This window comes from Microbacterium sp. AK031 (genome assembly GCF_024807145.1).
In the GTDB taxonomy this organism is placed as follows: Bacteria; Actinomycetota; Actinomycetes; order Actinomycetales; family Microbacteriaceae; genus Microbacterium.
This window is the reverse complement of sequence record NZ_JANUCA010000007.1, coordinates 129,722-145,503: the sequence shown is the minus strand read 5'-3', so window position 1 is coordinate 145,503 and position 15,782 is coordinate 129,722. Positions and strand designations below refer to the sequence as shown.

Below are 15,782 nucleotides of genomic sequence, written 5' to 3'. Positions count from 1 at the left end.
CATCCGTCAGCTAAGACCGGAGTGCGCCGTCAGGTGTGACGGGCTCCGAACCTGACCCGCTCCGGATGCGCCAATCGTGGTAGTGGGTCGGCGCGATCGTGGCCGTGGCCTCTGGCAGCAGATCGCGATGAGACAGGCGTGCTCCGAAGTACGTGCCGAGCGGGTCGGGTACGACATCACGTTCCTCCTGGCGGTACCGCAGATCGAGCACGGCCAGTTCGCCGAGGCTGAAGACCTCCGGTCCACCGAACTCCACGGTGCCGTGGATCGGGTCTGCAAGCGCTGTCTGAGCGACCGCGGCAGCGACATCGTCCGCGGCCATGGGCTGAATGAGCACGTCCGCGACGCGCACGACGCCGCTGCGCACGGCGTGATCGGTGATGTTGCGGATGAACTCGAAGAACTGGGTCGCGTGTACGAGCGAGAACGGTCGCTGTGACGCCGAGATGAGGCGCTCCTGCTGCTCCTTGGCGATGAAGTACCCGCCTTCTGCGCGGGCCAGGCGATCGGTGCCGACCACCGACAGTGCGACGTGGTGGCGCACACCCGCTGATTCGCCGTAGCTGAGCAGGTTCATGGTGGAGGTGTAGAAGAACTCGCGGGCCGCGTCCTCGTCTGTGTACGACGAGTTGGAGACGTCGACCACGACCTCCGTGCCGGCCAGAGCATCCTCCAGCCCTTCGCCCGTGTAGGAGTTGACGCCCGTCGCACGCGAGGCGACGACGATCTCGTGACCAGAAGATCGGAGAGCTCGGACGAGCTTGGTTCCGATCAGACCGGTTCCGCCGATGACTGTGATTCTCATGTCGCTCCTTCGAATGTCAGCTGGCCACGGGCTAGTCCCCGTACTCAATAGACAGGACAGCCTCATCAGCTGTGACAGCATCGTGGCCTTCTCTGTCACAGATCGCGAGGATTCACGGTCAGAGCTTCCGAGAAACGCCGTGCGGATGGATCATGAGAGATGGGAAGGCGATAGGTGACAGTGACGAACGACGAACACGGCGGAACCGGCGACCTCGACGACGCGATGACGGTCTTCACTGCGCAGCGACGGCGTCTGTTCGGAATCGCGTACCGGATGCTGGGCACCGTTGCCGACGCTGAGGACATCGTCCAGGAGACCTGGATCCGGTGGCAGAACACCGACCGGACGGAAGTCCTCGAGCCGGCGGCATTCCTCGCGACGATCACGACGAGGCTTTCGATCAACGTGCTGCAGTCCGCTCACGCCAAGCGGGAGACGTACATCGGGCCTTGGCTCCCCGAGCCCGTCAACACCGAAGACGACCCGGCCCTCGGGGCAGAGCGCGCCGAGGCGCTGCAGTTCGCGATCCTGCTGACACTGGAGAAGCTGACACCGACCGAGCGAGCGGCGTACATCCTGCGGGAGGCCTTCGACTACCCGTATCCGCGTATCGCCGAGGTGATCTCCTCCAGCGTCGTCAGTGCCAGGCAGCTCGTCAGCAGGGCCCGCGCGCATCTGGAGTCGACTCGCCGCGTGACGGTGGAGCCGGCCGCTCAGCGTCGGCTGCTGGAGGCGTTCCTCACAGCAGCCCAGAAGGGTGACGCTCAAGAACTGGAGAGCCTCTTCGTCTCCGATGTCGTGAGCTACTCGGACGGCAACGGCGTGAAGCTCGCAGCCAGGATCCCGGTGATCGGGTGCGGGAGGGTGGCGAAGTTCGTCGCCGCCTTCGCGCACCATTTCTGGACGGGCAAGTCGATCGACTGGGTGCAGGTGAACGGGCAGCCGGCGGCGACGCTCACCGAGGGCGGAGAGATCACAACCCTGGTGACGGTGACGACCTCGAGCGACGGCATCCTTCAGCTTCTCTGGGTGATGAGCCCGCCCAAGCTCCGTCACGTCGCCGCGGTAGGCGCATGATCCGGAGGCAGTACCCGGCGTGGGCGCGCCGGAGACGTCGAAGTGCGCCCGACGAGGCCACGATGGAGCGGCTGGCAGCCGCCATGATCTCGGCCGACGGAGCCACGATCCGCGCGGTGCTTCACTCGGACGTGGTTCTGATCATCGACAGCGGCGGACTGGTGTCGACGGCATCCACGCCATTGGAAGGGCACTCGGCCGCAGCACCCGCATTGCTGGAATTGATGACGTCGGGGACGTCCGTGGAGATGGCATCGATCAACAGCACTCCAGGGTTCACTCTCACTCGTGATGAAACGGTCGTCGCAGCGGTCACTGCCGAGATGCGATCGGGACAGTTGTCCAGCGTCTGGGTCGTCTGCAACCCGGAGAAGCTGCGGCACTGGAACCGGCGGTGAGCGCGGATCGCAGCCAGGTGCGAAGGTGGACGGATGACGGATGCGCGGGCAGTGCGGTGGAACAACAACATTCACTATCACCGTCGCATTCTCGATGCGGTGCCGGCGGGAGCGCGGACCGCTCTCGACTTCGGCACCGGGAACGGCCTGCTCGCCGCCGACCTGCATGAGCGCGTGCCCGACGTGACCGGAATCGACATCGACGCCGCAGTGCTCGGATACACGCGCCGCCACGGTATCTGGGAGCACTCAGCCCCGATCGTGTGGCCGCCACCTCACACGTACGCCGACGTCAAACGCAGCACTGCCAGAATGCTCGGCGGCGCCACCTGGTCTCGACTGCCGATGTGGCGCTATCTGGTGGTCTGGCACAAGCCCCCGGCCTGACGGACCCGGCCGTACTCTCACGGCCGAACGCGAACGGTCCGTCCCTCGAACGTGACCAGATCGCCGTCATGGAGCTGGCGGCCCCTGCGGCGTTCCTCTTCGCCGTTGACGCTCACGAAGCCGTCGATGATGACCTCTTTGGCGTTGCCGCCGGAGTCGAGCAGGCCGGAGAACTTGAGGAACTGCCCGAGGCGGATGACGTCGCCACCGATGGGCACGTCGTCGATCTGATCAGCGTTCGTCATTCCTGAATGCTAACCGTCTACGCGACATCGGATGCCGACCGCCCCACCCGATGTCGGTGTTCCTTGCTATTGTGGCGCCGTGCGATGGCTTGCGGACGAGGCGAGTGGTTCACGATGTGTTCCGCTCTCTCCGGGGTCACCCCGGGGGACGCAGTTTGATCTGGAACGAACGCCGCAGGCACCTCACTGCGCTTCGCGCAGACCGGTGCCCGCACTGATGGACGAGTCGTCCGCAGGTCATCGCACGCTGCGCGACGGTCCGGTCACTGCCCGGCCGATGGCTGCCTTCTGATGACGGATGCGGTGACGATCGCGACGCGCGTGCTCGCTCGGAAGCCGCATCCACTGCCGTCCGCCGTCGCCGCTGCGCTCGCCGATGCGTTTCTCGCGGCAGATCCCTGGACGAAGAATCAGCTGATCGACGCCGGCGCCTTCGCCATGGGCGCGCGCCGCCGCTGGCTCGTGCCGCTCGTCAGCGAGGTGATGAGCGCTTTCGTCCGCCCACCTGCCGACGCTCCGCGGCTGCTCACGTCAGTGATCCTCCGCTCGCCGGACTTCCGTGAAGCGGTGCGCAAGGCGGATGAGCGCCGGTCTCCGCTGCGGATCCACCATCACGTCGTCAGACCCTCGACGTCGCCCGACGTCGGGGGCGTTCTCCCCAGCATCCACGGCATCCCGGATCTCGCATCTCTGCTCGATCTGGACATCGGCCAGCTGCAGTGGTTCGCCGACACGAAGCACTGGAATCGGCGCGCACGGCCCGGGCCTCTCCACCAATACCGATACGAGTGGCGGACGAGGCCGGGGCGGGTCCCGCGATTGCTGGAGGTTCCCGAGCAGAGGCTGCGCCGTGCCCAACGCACACTGCTGTCGAGCTTGCTGGCGCTCATCCCCGCCAATGACGCCGCCCACGGGTTCATCCCCGGTCGCAGCGCGGCGACCGGTGCGGCACGACACGTGGCATCGGACGCGGTCATCTCCCTCGACCTCACGACATTCTTCGCGCGCGTGACGGCGGGACGTGTCTACGGGACGCTTCGTCAATCCGGCTTTTCGGAATCCGTCGCGCACACGATCACCGGGCTGTGCACCAACGCCGTCCCTCCGCGCGTGCTTGCCGCGATGCCATCAGGAGGATCGCCGGATGAGCGTTTCGCGCTGCGCCGCGCTCTGGCCGCGAGTCACCTGCCGCAGGGCGCGCCTTCTTCACCGATGCTGGCGAACCTCGCGATCCGGCGGCTCGACTCGCGACTCTCCGGATGGGCGGATGCAGCGGGTGCGACCTACACGCGTTACGCGGACGACCTCGCATTCAGCGGCAGCGGTGTATTCGCGAAGCGACCGGATGCCTTCATCCGCGGCGTGCGGTGGATCATCGAGGACGAAGGTCACTCGGCCAACCCGAGGAAGACGAGAGTCAGGCGCCAGGGCGTCAGGCAGACCGTCACCGGCATCGTCGTCAATCAGCATGTCAACGTCTCCCGGGTCGACTACGACCGGCTGAAGGCGACGATCCACAACTGCGTCGTGCATGGTCCTCACACGCAGAATCACCGCAGGGTCGACGACTTCCGTGCGCATCTGCTGGGTCGCATCTCGTGGGTCGAGAGCCTCAACGCCCAGCGGGGCGGGAGACTTCGTCAGGAGTTCGCGCGTATCCGGTGGTGACTATCGTTCATCGCGCTTCGGCCGGTATGTCCTGCCGAAACTCCGCTCCGCGCCCTCGTAGATCTCGACGAGCTCCCAGTCGTAGCGACGCCCGCCGGGGACGTCGAAGATCCGGATGCCGTCGCCAAGGAACACCGGAGCGACGAAGACCTGCAACTCGTCGATGAGATCGTGCTCGAGAGCCTGACGGGCGATGTCCGCGCTGATGATCTGCACATCCCTGTCTCCCGCGATCTCCTGGGCGCGGCGGACGGCCTCGACGATGTCGCAGTTCAGCGGAGTGATCGTCGGGTCATCCGCGATCTCCTCCGGCCGGTGCGTGAGGATGAACTCGGTTCCCGACCACGCGCCGCCGTACGCCTCGGAGGTCATCTCGTCGCGCTCGTCCTGCTGAGCCTTCGCGGCGTCGTAGCCGTCCCTGCCGGAAATGATCACCGCCACCTCGCCGGCCATGCTCGCCGTCATGCCTTCGGCCATCGGCTCCCCCGCCGACAGCCAACTCATATCGTGACCGGGACCGGCGATGAATCCGTCGATCGAACTGGTGAACCCCCATGCGACTTTGCCCATGACTCACTCGATCCGATAGCTGATGTGCGTGGCGAGCGCCGAGCCCCGAGCGCAGGCGATACTCACCGTCCGGGCGGGGACGTCGAGCAGGAGGCGCTCTCCAGCGCCGAGGATCACCGGTGCGATATGGGTGCGCAGCTCGTTGATCAATCCGGTTTTGAGGTACTGATTGACGGTCGCCGCTCCACCGGCGATCGACACCCGCCCTTCCGCGCCGGCCGCTGCTGTCGCCTGCTCGAGAGCCGCCTCGATGCCGTCGTTGACAAAGGTGAACGTGGTGCCGCCTTCCATCTCGAGTGGCTCGCGCTTGTGGTGGCTGAGCACGAAAACTGGGCCGTGATATGGCGGATTCGGTCCCCACCACCCCATCCAATGCAGGTCGAACTCTCCGCGATCCGGACCGAACATGTTGCGTCCCATCACGAATGCATCCGCGGCCGCGACGGCCTTGATCTCGGCGGCGTTCTCCTCGGCGTCCTCGAACATCCATCGGTGCAGCTCTTGTGCCGGACTATCGCCGAATGGTTTCTCGGCCGTCTGGCCGAGCCCGGATGCGAATCCGTCGATGGAGATCGTGATGTCACTGAACACGAACGACATGCTGGCTCCTAACCACTTGTGTTCTGCAATCGGATTGAGCGTAGCCACAACCGGTGGTAGATTGCAAGTGGTTTGACGAAGGGATTCACCAGTGGATGCGCACCGATCCGGATGCCCGATCAATCTCTCCCTTGAGGTGTTCGGCGACAAGTGGTCGCTCCTCGTGCTGCGAGACATCATGTTCGGCAATCGCCGGCACTACGGCGAACTGCTGGCGAACTCCGATGAGCACATCGCCAGCAACATCCTCGCGAACCGGCTCGCGCGGCTCGTCGAGCTGGGGATGCTGTCGCGCGCGGCCGATCCCTCTCACAAGCAGAAGGTGATCTACAGCCTCACCGAGCCGTCGATCCAGCTCGTGCCCGTGTTCGCTCAGCTCGGCGCGTGGGGGCGACGCCACCTTCCGGCCTCGCCCGAGCTCGCCATCCGGGCAGAACTGCTCGAGAACGGCGGCCCCGAACTCTGGGACGCATTCATGGACGAACTCAGAGAGCTGCACCTGGGAATCCCGCGCACCGACGGCTCGGGGAGCGTGCTGGGTGCTCTCACGGACGCGTATCTCGAGGAGCTCGAGCGCTCGGGTGCCGCCTAATCGTCACCGTCGAACAGGCCGCCGTCGAGTATCCAGTTGTAGCGCATGCGAAGGGTCCGCTCGGTGCTCGCCACGAGCCCCGCGACGACCAGCGAGATGTTCGCCCACGCCGGAAGGTGGAACGGGCTGATGAATGTTCCGACCGCGTCGGCGACGGGAGGGATCCGTGTGATGTCCTCGATGATCTGCGGCACACCGAGTACGAGCGCGATCACGAGCACCACGAACGACACGACGCCGATGGAGCGGCTCAAAGCCGGGCGGGTGTGATCGAGGCGCGCGCGTCGCCCCTCGGCAGAGGCGGGGTCAGGTTCGAGCATCCGAACCGTCCCGTCGTCGGCGACGTAGTGACAGCGCTTGAGGCCGTAGCTGCTGGTGGCCACTTCGATCGTGCCACCGGGGATGCGGAACGCCGCGGGAAGCTTGGAGCGTGAGTGGTTGCGTCCGTCGAGGTAGAGCAGGGCCCGTACCTCTCCGTTCGAGTCGCCACCATGGCGGACGTCGACCGACCAGATTTCCGATACGCCGGCGATGCCGTCCTGACGCAGATGGAACAGTGAGCGTGAGAACAGCTGCCACCAGCGGTAGCGCTGCAGCGGGTGATCGTCTCCCGGCTTCGCCTTGCGCAACATTCGTCATCCCCGTTTCACGTCAGTGATATCGACGCTACAAGCGGCCTGCGGCGCGAAGAAGTGCACAACAGTCCTCTATCGGCATGACATTCGTCACGGTCTTCCGTTGACGACGCGCGGCGAGTGGCCCGTCGACACTGCGCGTCGCATGACTCTCAGTGCGCCGGGTGGTCTCCGCCGGAGATCTGGTCGATCAGATGATCGAGCACGTCGCCCAGCACGGCGAGCCCGTCGCGCACGCCACCGCTGGAGCCGGGCAGGTTCATCACGAGCGTGCGACCGGCGACACCGGCGATCGCCCGGCTGAGAATGGCGGACGGCGTGACCTCGGCTCCCCGCCGCCGCACCTCCTCGGCGATACCCGGCAACTCCATGTCCAGTAGCGCTCTGGTCGCCTCCGGCGTGCGGTCATCCGGCGAGACGCCGGTGCCGCCGGTCGTGAGAATCAGGTCCGGATGCTGCGCGAGCTGCTCTGAGAGCGCATCGGCGATCACGGCATCCGCAACGACGACCGGCTCGACCACCTCGAAACCTCGAGAGCGCAGCCAATCGGTGATCACCGGACCGGTGCGATCTTCGTACGTGCCCGCTGCCGCGCGGGTCGAGGCGACGAGAACCGCGGCACGCCTGGTCATTCCCGCGACCAGTCGCGGCTCTTGCCGCCCGACTTTGCGAGCACGAGCACATCGGTGATCACGGCGCGGTTGTCGACGGCCTTGATCATGTCGTAGAGCGTGAGAGCGGCGACGCTCGCTGCCGTCAGCGCCTCCATCTCGACGCCGGTGACGCCGTTCGTCACAGCCGTCGCGACGATCCGCACGCGATCGCCCTGCGGTTCGAGGTCGACGGAGAGCTTGGTCAGAGGCAGTGGATGGCACAGCGGAATCAGGTTCGACGTCTGCTTCGCGCCCATGATGCCCGCCAGCCGCGCCGTTCCGAGTGCCTCACCCTTGGGCAGCGAGCCGTCGGCGATCTTCGCGACGACATCCTCGGTCGTCACGAGCACGGCCTGTGCCCGCGCCTCGCGGCGCGTGACCGCCTTGTCGGTGACGTCGACCATGTGTGCCGAGCCGTCAGAACGCAGGTGCGTCAGGTCACTCATCGATTCTCCATACCTCGACCTCAGCGCCCGCAGGGAGCGTGTCGACGCCGATCGGAACATGCACCAGGACCGTCGCCCGCGCATAATCGTGCAGCAGGTGCGATCCGGGAGCTCCCACCTCGACGGTACCGTCCTCGCGGAGCCTCCCGCGACGGATCTGGTGCTTTCCCGGCGGAGAGCTGAGCGCCTCGGCCAGAGGGGCCTGATGCACCCGACGCGAGGGATCAAGTCCGGCGGCGCCGCGCAGGATCGGCCGCAGGAACATCTCGAACGACAGCAGCGCGGAGACCGGATTGCCAGGGAAGGCGATGACCGGCACCGTGCGCTCGCCGTCGCCCGAAGGCACCCGCGCGTCACCGAGTCCCTGCGGACCGCCCGGCTGCATCGCCACTTTCCCGAACTGCACGCCGGCCGGTTCGAGAGCATCGCGCACCACCTCGAAGGCACCGGCGCTGACTCCGCCGGTCGTGACGATCAGGTCGGCATCGGGATGCTGTGCGATCGCATCCAGCACAGCCGAGGCGTCGTCCGGTGCGAACGCGACCTGAACGATCACACCGGATTCCTCCATCGCAGCCGTGAGCGACGCGGTGTTCGCATCGTAGATCTGCCCGGGCTCGAGCTCGTCGCCTGGTGCGCGCAGCTCATGACCCGTGGAGAGCAGCAGCACGACCTCACGTCGACGCACCCGCACCTCGGTGACTCCGGCGGAGGCCAGCGAGCCCAGTTGCGCCGGCCCGAGCCGCGTGCCGGCGGGCAGGATGGTCGATCCCGTTGCGAGGTCGGCGCCCGCCTCTCGGACGAATGTGCCCACCTCGACCGGCGCGTGGAAGCGAACGGTGGAGTCTCCGGGGCGCACCCCTGCCCCTTTGCCGATCCCCATGAAACGGGGCGGATCGGCGAGCTCGATCGGCACGACGGCATCCGCCCCCGAGGGGATCGCCGCGCCGGTCATCACCGGCGATGCCGTGCCGGGAACGTGTCCATGCACGGCGTCGCCCGCGGCGCTGGTCGTGCCGATGTCCAGCCGCACCGGCGTATCGGTCGACGCGGATTCCAGATCGGCGGCGCGCACGGCGTACCCGTCCATCTGCGAGTTCGTGAACGGCGGCACCTGGATGCGACTGTGCACATCCACAGACAGCACGCGGCCAGCCGCGGCGCCCGGGGTGAGCGTGATCAGCTCGGCGAGTGCGTCGTCAACGAGGCGGTCGAGCACAGGAGCGAGGAGGGCGGCGACGGCGTGGGCATGCTCAGCGGGAGTGGATGCGTTCACCGTTCGATCATCCTCCGGCGAACGGCGGGAGGATGTCGACCTGCGCGCCCACCGGGTGCGCGAGATCACGCCGCACGACACCGTCGAGCAGGAACGAACCGGAGCGGAGAACGCGAGACATCGGCTCGCCATAGGCGTGCACCAGAACCTCGCGCAGCTCGCCGAGGGTCGAAGCCTCGCCGAGATCGAGGTCTTCCTGCTCGCGACCTGCTGCCTCAGAGGCGGCAGCGAAGTATCGCACCGTCACGATTGCCATACTGTCCATTCTAGCCGAGTGAGTGGAATTAAAACTTCACATCGTGGAAACTCGCTGCCGCGTAGTGAAGTTCGACGCGTACTATTGCACCATGATCCCGCTGGTCGAGCCGGGCCCCGCGCTGGAGCCCGAGCGCATCACCCGTTACAGCCGACAGCTCATGCTGCCCGGCTTCGGCGAAGACGCGCAACGGCGACTCGGCGCTGCGCGAGTTCTCGTCATAGGCGCCGGTGGGCTCGGCAGCGCGATCGTTCCCGTTCTCGCAGGCTCCGGCATCGGCACGATCGGCGTCGCCGACGACGATGTCGTCGAGCTGTCGAACCTGCATCGCCAGCTCAGCCATGGTGTCGGAGATATCGGTCGTCCCAAGGTCGACTCCCTCGCCGACACCGTGAGGGCGATCGACTCTGACCGCGAACTGATCATCCACCACGAGCGACTGACCTCGCAGAATCTCTCGGCGATACTCGAGCAATACGACCTCGTCGTCGACGGCAGCGACAACTTCCCGACCCGCTATCTCGCGAACGACGCGGCAGAACTCGCGGGCAAGCCTCTCGTCTGGGGGTCCATCCTGCGTTTCCACGGGCAAGTCGGAGTCGCGTGGCGCGACCGCGGACCGACGTTCCGCGACCTGTTCCCGTCGCCGCCGCCGGCGGACGAGACGCTCTCGTGCGAGCTGGGCGGCGTGCTGCCGAGCCTGTGCACCGCGATCGGATCGCTCATGGCGACCGAGGTCGTCAAGCTGGTCGTCGGGATCGGCGAGCCGCTGCTGGGCCGGGTGCTCTTCTACGATGCCCTCACTTCTCGCACCCGCGAGATCGCCTACGCCGCTGATGACGCGCGCGCACCGGTGACCGAGCTCATCGACTACGAGCAGTTCTGCGGGATTCCGAGTGATTCGGCCGCCGACGATGTGGAGGCGACATCTGCCGCTGAGTTGCTGCAATGGAGGAGAGAGCGCAGGCCGGTGCGGCTGATCGACGTCCGCGAACCGCACGAAGCCCGCGCACGGCGTATCCCCGGAGGAGAACTGCTGCCGATGGGCCGCCTCGATGAGGGGGAGGGCCTCGAAGCCGCGCCCGACGATGCGCAGGACGCACCGATCGTCATCTACTGCGAACGCGACCCGCGCTCTCGCCGAGCCGCGCGGACATTGACCGAGCGTGGATTCCGCGTGACGTATCTTTCCGGTGGCATTCAGGCCTTCGTCGCCGTCGGCGGCGACGTGGTGCAGGATGCTGCGAGTCCCGAAAACACCCCGACCGAGATGGTGTCCTCATGACGACGACATTCGCCCTGATCTCCGAGCAGCCCATCGATGAGGCGGCCGTGCGGGACGCCGTCGGCTCGGACGCGCACGGCGCGATCGTCACCTTCTGCGGGGTCGTGCGCGATCACGACGGAGGCCGGTCGGTGCGCTCGCTCGATTATCGTGCGCACCCGGATGCTGCGCGATTCCTGGCCGAGATCGTCGAACGCGTACGGGCGGAGACCGGGCTGCTGGTGGCAGCGGCTCATCGTGTCGGCGATCTGCGCATCGGCGACATCGCCCTGTACGCCGCAGCATCCGGTGGTCATCGCGCGGAGTCCTTCCGCGCCTGCGAACTGGTGGTCGAGGAGATCAAGCGCGGCGTTCCGATCTGGAAGCGGCAGCACTACGACGACGGCGTCTCGGAGTGGGTCGGACTCTGAGCCCACGGGCCCGATGCATCGGTGGCTCTCAGCCGCCGATGTAACTCATCTCGACGCGCGGGCGGGAGGCGCGAAGTTCTGGTGTGAGGCTCGAGCGGATCTCGGAGTACCGGTCGTCACGAGCACCCCAGATCGACGCCATTGCTGCTGCGAGTTGCTCGTCGTCGGCGCCTTCGCGCAGCAGCGCGCGAAGATCGTGCCCCTCTGTCGCGAAGAGGCAGGTGAAGAGCTTGCCTTCTGTGGAGATCCGAGCCCGGTTGCAGGTGCCGCAGAAGGTGTTGGTCACCGACGAGATCACGCCGATCTCGCCCGAGCCATCCGCGTAACGCCAGCGTTGCGCGGTCTCACTCGTCACGGTCGCGCCCATCGGCTCGAGCGGATGCTGTGCGCTGATCCGCTCGACGATCTCGGCCGATGGCACCACTTCATCGAGCGACCACCCGTTGGAGGTGCCGACATCCATGTACTCGATGAAGCGCAGCGTGTAGGGAGTGCCCTTGAAATGCGACGCCATGGCCTCGATCTCGCCGTCGTTCAGGCCGCGCTTGACGACCATGTTCAACTTGATCGGGCCGAGCCCGACCGCGTGGGCGGCATCGAGGCCGTCGAGCACGCGTGAGACGGGGAAGCGCACGTCGTTCATCTGCTGGAAGAGTTCGTCGTTCAGCGAGTCGATCGAGACGGTGAGGCGGCCGAGGCCGGCATCCTTGAGTGCCTGCGCCTTCACGGTCAGCGCGGAGCCGTTCGTCGTGAGGGCGATCTCGAGCTTCTCGCCGCCCGGTGTGCGCAGTGCCGCGAGGCGAGCGATGAGCTCTTCGATCCCGCGGCGCAGGAGCGGCTCGCCGCCGGTCAACCGCAGTTTTCGCACGCCGTGCGCTGCGGCCACGCGCGCGATCCGCTCGATCTCCTCGAAGCTGAGCAGTTCATCACGATCGAGGAATGCATAGTCGCGGCCGAATACCGCGCGAGGCATGCAATAGACGCAGCGGAAGTTGCATCGGTCGGTCACCGAGATCCGCAAATCGCGCATCGGGCGTTCGAATCGGTCGACCAGCCCACCGGTCGAGGGCAGGCGCGACGCCCCTGTCGCCCGCTCTGGTGCGGAAATCGGAATGATCGCCATCGCCTTCCCTTTCGTGTGGGCAACGGTAGCACCGCTCAGTGCGAACGGCGCACTGATACGTCCTGCTCGAGCACCGAGAACGTGAGCACCGCATCGGGTCTGATGCCGGCGTCGACGGCGGCCATCGAGGAGCAGTCGACCGCGATGTCAGGATGCTCGGTGGTGAACAGACGCACTCCGCCGGGGATCGCCTCGAGGTGCGCCACAGTGCCGCTCCACATGTTGGGTGCAGTGCCGGAGTCATCCGAGGCGGGCAGACTCTCGAAAGCTCGCGCCGCGCCAGGGTGAACCCGTACGGCGCCGGGGGAGAAGACTGCGGTGCCCGCTTCGCCCGGTGCCAACCGGTCACCGTGCCCGATCCAGCGGTTGGGCCCGATCGTCGCTCCGGTCGTCGACGTGGCGTCGCCCGCCGTATGCAGAATCCCCTCGCTGCTCGCGATGCCCGACACGAGGTTCACGCCGGCGATGGCCGCCACGAACGGCGAGTTCGGGTGGCCGAGCACATCCCTGGTCGAGCCTTCCTGCACGACACGTCCCTCATGCAGCACCACGGTGCGAGACGCGAGCATGACGGCATCCATGGGGTCGTGCGTCACCAGCACCATCGGAACGCTCACTCGATCGCGCAGCTGCGACACCAGGCGTCTGGCCTGGGCCGAGGTCTGCGCGTCGAGCGCGGCGAACGGCTCGTCCAGTAACAGCGCATCGGGTGCCGCCGCCAATGCGCGGGCCAGAGCGACGCGCTGACGCTGCCCGCCGGACAGCTGGGATGGCCGTCGATCACCGAGGTCGCCGAGGCCGACATCCGCGAGATGCCTCCGAGCGAGCTCTTCGGCGTCCGCTCGCCGCATCCGCTGGGCGCGTGGGCCGAACGCCACGTTGTCCAAGGCAGTCAGATGAGGGAACAGCGTGGTGTGCTGGCCCAGCAGGCCGATTCTTCTGCGCTCGGGCGGAACGGACTGATCCAGCATCCGCCCGCCGAGGGTGATCCGGCCGGTGACCTCGGCGTGACGGCCGACGTGATCGAGGTGTCCGGCGATCGCTCCGAGCAGGGTCGATTTACCAGAACCGTTGGGCCCGAGAATCGCGAGAACCTCGCCCTCGGCGGCGGTGATCGCCGCCTCGAGCATGAACGTCCCGACTCGGGCACGGACATCGACGTCGAGCTTCATCGCAGCGCATCCGCTCGCCAGCCGCGCATCAGCAGCAGCACCGCGACAGCGACCATGATGAGCATCAGCGACAGCGCGATGGCGGTGTCCTCCTGCACGCCGGCGCCGTTGAACGCGGTGTAGATCGCGAGCGGCATCGTGCGGGTGACGCGAGGGGCGTTGCCCGCGAACAGCGCCGTCGCGCCGAACTCGCCGAGCGCGCGGGCGAAGCAGAGCACCGTGCCCGCCACGAGCCCCGGCGCGACCAAGGGAAGCGTCACCCGGCGGAACACGGTGAATCTGCCGGCACCCAGGGACGCTGCGACGAGTTCATGGCCGGTACCCGCGGTGCGCAGCGCACCCTCGGCGGAGATCACCAGGAACGGCAGCGCGACGAAGACCTGAGCGACCACGACGGCAACGGTCGTGAACGGGATCTGGATCCCGGCCGCAGCGAGTGCGCCGCCGAACATGCCGCTTCGCCCCAGCAGGGAGAGCAGCGCGATGCCGCCGACGAGCGGAGGCAGCACGAGCGGCAGCGTCGTCAGCGTGCGAAGGAGCGCGGCGAGCCACTGCGGGCTGCGCGCGATCACGAGCGCCAGCGGCACCCCGAGTATCACGCACACCACGGTTGCGATCGACGCGGTCGACAGCGACAGGGTGAGCGCCTGCAGCGCCGCCGGCGACGTGATCGCGGCCGGCACCCCCGCCCAGTCCAGCCGCGAGAGTAAAGCGATGAACGGCAGCACGAGAACGAGTGCGCCGAGCGCTGCGGGCACTGCCAGCCACGGGGGGATCCGCCGCAGCACCGACCCAGTCGCTCTGGCCTGCGGCGCTGCCTCCGATGCCATGCTCATGGTGCCTCGAACCCGAAGTCGTGGAGGACCGCTTGCCCGGCATCCGAGAGCACGAAGGCCACGAAGGCCTCCGCGGCCGCCGGGTTCGCGGCATCCGTCATCGCCGAAAGCGGGTACACGTTCGTCGCGCGGTCGGCGTCGGTGATGTCGACGGCGTCGACTGCGCCACCGGCCGCGGCGATGTCGGTCCGGTAGACCAATCCCGCATCGGCTTCACCGGACTTCACCTTCGCCAGCACCGCCGTCACGTTCTGCTCCTCGCTGGCCGGAGCCACCTCGGCGCCGGCGGTATCGAGCAGCGCCTGCGCCGCGGTGCCGCACGGAACCTCGGGAGCGCACATCACGACGAGGAGCTCGTCTTGTGCGAGAGAGGTCAGGCCGTCGATGCGCTCAGGGTTGCCGGGGGCGACGGCGATCTGCATGGTGTTCGTCGCGAACGGCTCGGCGCCGGCCGTCAGCCCGGCGTCGACCACCTCGGTCATGTTCCGCTCGTCGGCGGAGGCGAACACGTCGGCGGAAGCACCCTCGATCAGCTGGGTCGCGAGCACTGAGGAGCCGTCGTAGCTGATCGGGAGGACATCGACATCCGGATGCTCCGCTTCGAACTGCGTCGCGAGCTCGTCGAACGCTCCGGACAGCGAGGCGGCGGCGAAGATCGTGAGCTCGCCGCTCGGTCCCTCACCTGAACGACCTTCTCGTTCGCCGCCAGAGTTCGCGGTGCATCCTGCGAGAGCGATGGCGCCGACGATCATCGCGATCGCGGCCGCGTGCCGACGGTCGGGAGAGGGCATCATCCCGCGTCCCTGTCCGTCTCGAGGATGACCATGGTGGCCTTGACGACTGCGACGGCCTTGGATCCGACGTCGAGCTTCAGCTCTCGAGCAGCCTCGGAGGACATCAGCGACACGACTCGGTTGGGGCCGCACTGGAGCTCGACCTGAGCCATGAGCCCGTCGATCTCGACTTTCGTGACCAGACCTGTGAAGCGATTGCGAGCGCTGCGTTTGACGTCGCCGACGTCGGCGACGTCAAACGCCAGCACTTTGGCGTGTGCCGCGAGTTCGACACCATCGACCACCTGCCGGCCGGAATCGTCCAGAGAGACCGAAAGGATGCCGTCGGCACACCATCTGCGAACCGTGTCGTCACTGACACCCAGGAGCGCGGCGGCTTCGCTTATCCGAAAATGCGTCATATTACGCAGACTACTCCCGCATTTGCGGCGGCACAATCATAAATACCGCAGAGCGGAAGAATCATTCCAAAAAAGGTGGACGAGAGGTCGTTTCGCTGTTAGTGTCATAAAGCCCTGCGACCCGCGAAGAAACGGGTCGGCAGGAACCCA

At 66.8% G+C, this 15,782-nt stretch carries 21 protein-coding genes; 7 read left to right on the top strand and 14 right to left on the bottom strand.

Features of this window, described 5'->3' with window-relative positions:
- Nucleotides 1-10: 10 nt before the first annotated feature.
- Nucleotides 11-805, bottom strand: coding sequence for an SDR family oxidoreductase (locus HDC95_RS13665; RefSeq protein ID WP_259064130.1), 795 nt, complete (start codon nt 803-805; stop codon nt 11-13).
- A 174-nt stretch (nt 806-979) separates the two neighbouring features.
- Between HDC95_RS13665 and HDC95_RS13660 the strand changes: the two genes are divergently transcribed.
- From HDC95_RS13660 to HDC95_RS13650, 3 genes are all read left to right on the top strand, one after another.
- Nucleotides 980-1,885, top strand: a complete 906-nt coding sequence (locus tag HDC95_RS13660; protein ID WP_259064129.1) for an RNA polymerase sigma-70 factor — start codon at nt 980-982, stop codon at nt 1,883-1,885.
- A 62-nt stretch (nt 1,886-1,947) separates the two neighbouring features.
- Nucleotides 1,948-2,283 (top strand): hypothetical protein, encoded by a 336-nt coding sequence (locus HDC95_RS13655; RefSeq protein WP_259064128.1) that lies wholly within the window; start codon nt 1,948-1,950, stop codon nt 2,281-2,283.
- 33 nt (nt 2,284-2,316) lie between these two features.
- Nucleotides 2,317-2,670 carry a bifunctional 2-polyprenyl-6-hydroxyphenol methylase/3-demethylubiquinol 3-O-methyltransferase UbiG gene (locus HDC95_RS13650; RefSeq protein ID WP_259064127.1) on the top strand — a complete coding sequence of 118 codons (354 nt, stop codon included), beginning with the start codon at nt 2,317-2,319 and terminating at the stop codon, nt 2,668-2,670.
- A gap of 17 nt (nt 2,671-2,687) precedes the next feature.
- Here the strand turns inward: HDC95_RS13650 and HDC95_RS13645 are convergent, their stop codons facing one another.
- Entirely contained in the window at nt 2,688-2,915 is a 228-nt protein-coding gene (locus HDC95_RS13645; protein WP_259064126.1) for an RNA-binding S4 domain-containing protein, read from the bottom strand.
- Nucleotides 2,916-3,206: 291 nt separating this feature from the next.
- On the opposite strand from HDC95_RS13645, the gene HDC95_RS13640 reads away from it, so the two are divergent.
- The gene (locus HDC95_RS13640) at nt 3,207-4,583 is read left to right on the top strand and encodes a reverse transcriptase family protein (protein WP_259064125.1); all 1,377 of its coding nucleotides are present in this window, start codon (nt 3,207-3,209) and stop codon (nt 4,581-4,583) included.
- On the opposite strand, the gene HDC95_RS13635 is transcribed toward HDC95_RS13640, so the two are convergent.
- Together HDC95_RS13635 and HDC95_RS13630 are read right to left on the bottom strand one after the other, a co-directional pair.
- On the bottom strand, nt 4,584-5,153 hold the full coding sequence (locus tag HDC95_RS13635; protein WP_259064124.1) for a dihydrofolate reductase family protein: 570 nt from the start codon (nt 5,151-5,153) through the stop codon (nt 4,584-4,586).
- 3 nt (nt 5,154-5,156) lie between these two features.
- Nucleotides 5,157-5,753, bottom strand: a complete 597-nt coding sequence (locus HDC95_RS13630) for a dihydrofolate reductase family protein (RefSeq protein ID WP_259064123.1) — start codon at nt 5,751-5,753, stop codon at nt 5,157-5,159.
- A 91-nt stretch (nt 5,754-5,844) separates the two neighbouring features.
- On the opposite strand from HDC95_RS13630, the gene HDC95_RS13625 reads away from it, so the two are divergent.
- Nucleotides 5,845-6,345, top strand: a complete 501-nt coding sequence (locus HDC95_RS13625) for a helix-turn-helix domain-containing protein (RefSeq protein ID WP_259064122.1) — start codon at nt 5,845-5,847, stop codon at nt 6,343-6,345.
- On the opposite strand, the gene HDC95_RS13620 is transcribed toward HDC95_RS13625, so the two are convergent.
- The 5 genes from HDC95_RS13620 to HDC95_RS13600 all read right to left on the bottom strand — a co-directional run bounded on the left by HDC95_RS13620 (nt 6,342) and on the right by HDC95_RS13600 (nt 9,611).
- Nucleotides 6,342-6,977: a hypothetical protein gene (locus HDC95_RS13620; protein ID WP_259064121.1), complete on the bottom strand. Its 636-nt coding sequence runs from the start codon at nt 6,975-6,977 to the stop codon at nt 6,342-6,344. The two genes, HDC95_RS13625 and HDC95_RS13620, sit on opposite strands and share 4 nt — an antisense overlap.
- Before the next feature lie 155 nt (nt 6,978-7,132).
- Nucleotides 7,133-7,612, bottom strand: coding sequence for a molybdenum cofactor biosynthesis protein B (locus HDC95_RS13615; RefSeq protein ID WP_259064120.1), 480 nt, complete (start codon nt 7,610-7,612; stop codon nt 7,133-7,135).
- A complete protein-coding gene (gene moaC / locus HDC95_RS13610) occupies nt 7,609-8,079 on the bottom strand; it encodes a cyclic pyranopterin monophosphate synthase MoaC (RefSeq protein WP_259064119.1) in 471 nt (156 codons plus the stop codon). The genes HDC95_RS13615 and moaC overlap by 4 nt, the downstream gene beginning before the upstream one ends.
- Nucleotides 8,072-9,355, bottom strand: coding sequence for a gephyrin-like molybdotransferase Glp (gene glp, locus HDC95_RS13605; protein ID WP_259064118.1), 1,284 nt, complete (start codon nt 9,353-9,355; stop codon nt 8,072-8,074). Before glp ends, moaC begins: the two co-directional genes overlap by 8 nt.
- A gap of 7 nt (nt 9,356-9,362) precedes the next feature.
- Entirely contained in the window at nt 9,363-9,611 is a 249-nt protein-coding gene (locus tag HDC95_RS13600; RefSeq protein ID WP_259064117.1) for a MoaD/ThiS family protein, read from the bottom strand.
- A gap of 91 nt (nt 9,612-9,702) precedes the next feature.
- Between HDC95_RS13600 and HDC95_RS13595 the strand changes: the two genes are divergently transcribed.
- Entirely contained in the window at nt 9,703-10,896 is a 1,194-nt protein-coding gene (locus HDC95_RS13595) for a ThiF family adenylyltransferase (RefSeq protein WP_259064116.1), read from the top strand.
- On the top strand, nt 10,893-11,306 hold the full coding sequence (locus HDC95_RS13590; RefSeq protein WP_259064115.1) for a molybdenum cofactor biosynthesis protein MoaE: 414 nt from the start codon (nt 10,893-10,895) through the stop codon (nt 11,304-11,306). The genes HDC95_RS13595 and HDC95_RS13590 overlap by 4 nt, the downstream gene beginning before the upstream one ends.
- A 28-nt stretch (nt 11,307-11,334) precedes the next feature.
- Here the strand turns inward: HDC95_RS13590 and moaA are convergent, their stop codons facing one another.
- From moaA to HDC95_RS13565, 5 genes are read right to left on the bottom strand one after another with little or no spacing between them, the layout of a single operon-like run.
- A complete protein-coding gene (gene moaA, locus HDC95_RS13585; RefSeq protein WP_259064114.1) occupies nt 11,335-12,429 on the bottom strand; it encodes a GTP 3',8-cyclase MoaA in 1,095 nt (364 codons plus the stop codon).
- A gap of 35 nt (nt 12,430-12,464) precedes the next feature.
- Nucleotides 12,465-13,601 (bottom strand): sulfate/molybdate ABC transporter ATP-binding protein, encoded by a 1,137-nt coding sequence (locus HDC95_RS13580; RefSeq protein ID WP_259064112.1) that lies wholly within the window; start codon nt 13,599-13,601, stop codon nt 12,465-12,467.
- The gene (locus HDC95_RS13575) at nt 13,598-14,431 is read right to left on the bottom strand and encodes an ABC transporter permease (RefSeq protein WP_259064205.1); all 834 of its coding nucleotides are present in this window, start codon (nt 14,429-14,431) and stop codon (nt 13,598-13,600) included. Before HDC95_RS13575 ends, HDC95_RS13580 begins: the two co-directional genes overlap by 4 nt.
- 2 nt (nt 14,432-14,433) lie before the next feature.
- On the bottom strand, nt 14,434-15,231 hold the full coding sequence (gene modA, locus HDC95_RS13570) for a molybdate ABC transporter substrate-binding protein (RefSeq protein ID WP_259064111.1): 798 nt from the start codon (nt 15,229-15,231) through the stop codon (nt 14,434-14,436).
- Nucleotides 15,228-15,632 carry a molybdopterin-binding protein gene (locus HDC95_RS13565; RefSeq protein ID WP_259064110.1) on the bottom strand — a complete coding sequence of 135 codons (405 nt, stop codon included), beginning with the start codon at nt 15,630-15,632 and terminating at the stop codon, nt 15,228-15,230. The genes modA and HDC95_RS13565 overlap by 4 nt, the downstream gene beginning before the upstream one ends.
- Nucleotides 15,633-15,782 lie beyond the last annotated feature (150 nt).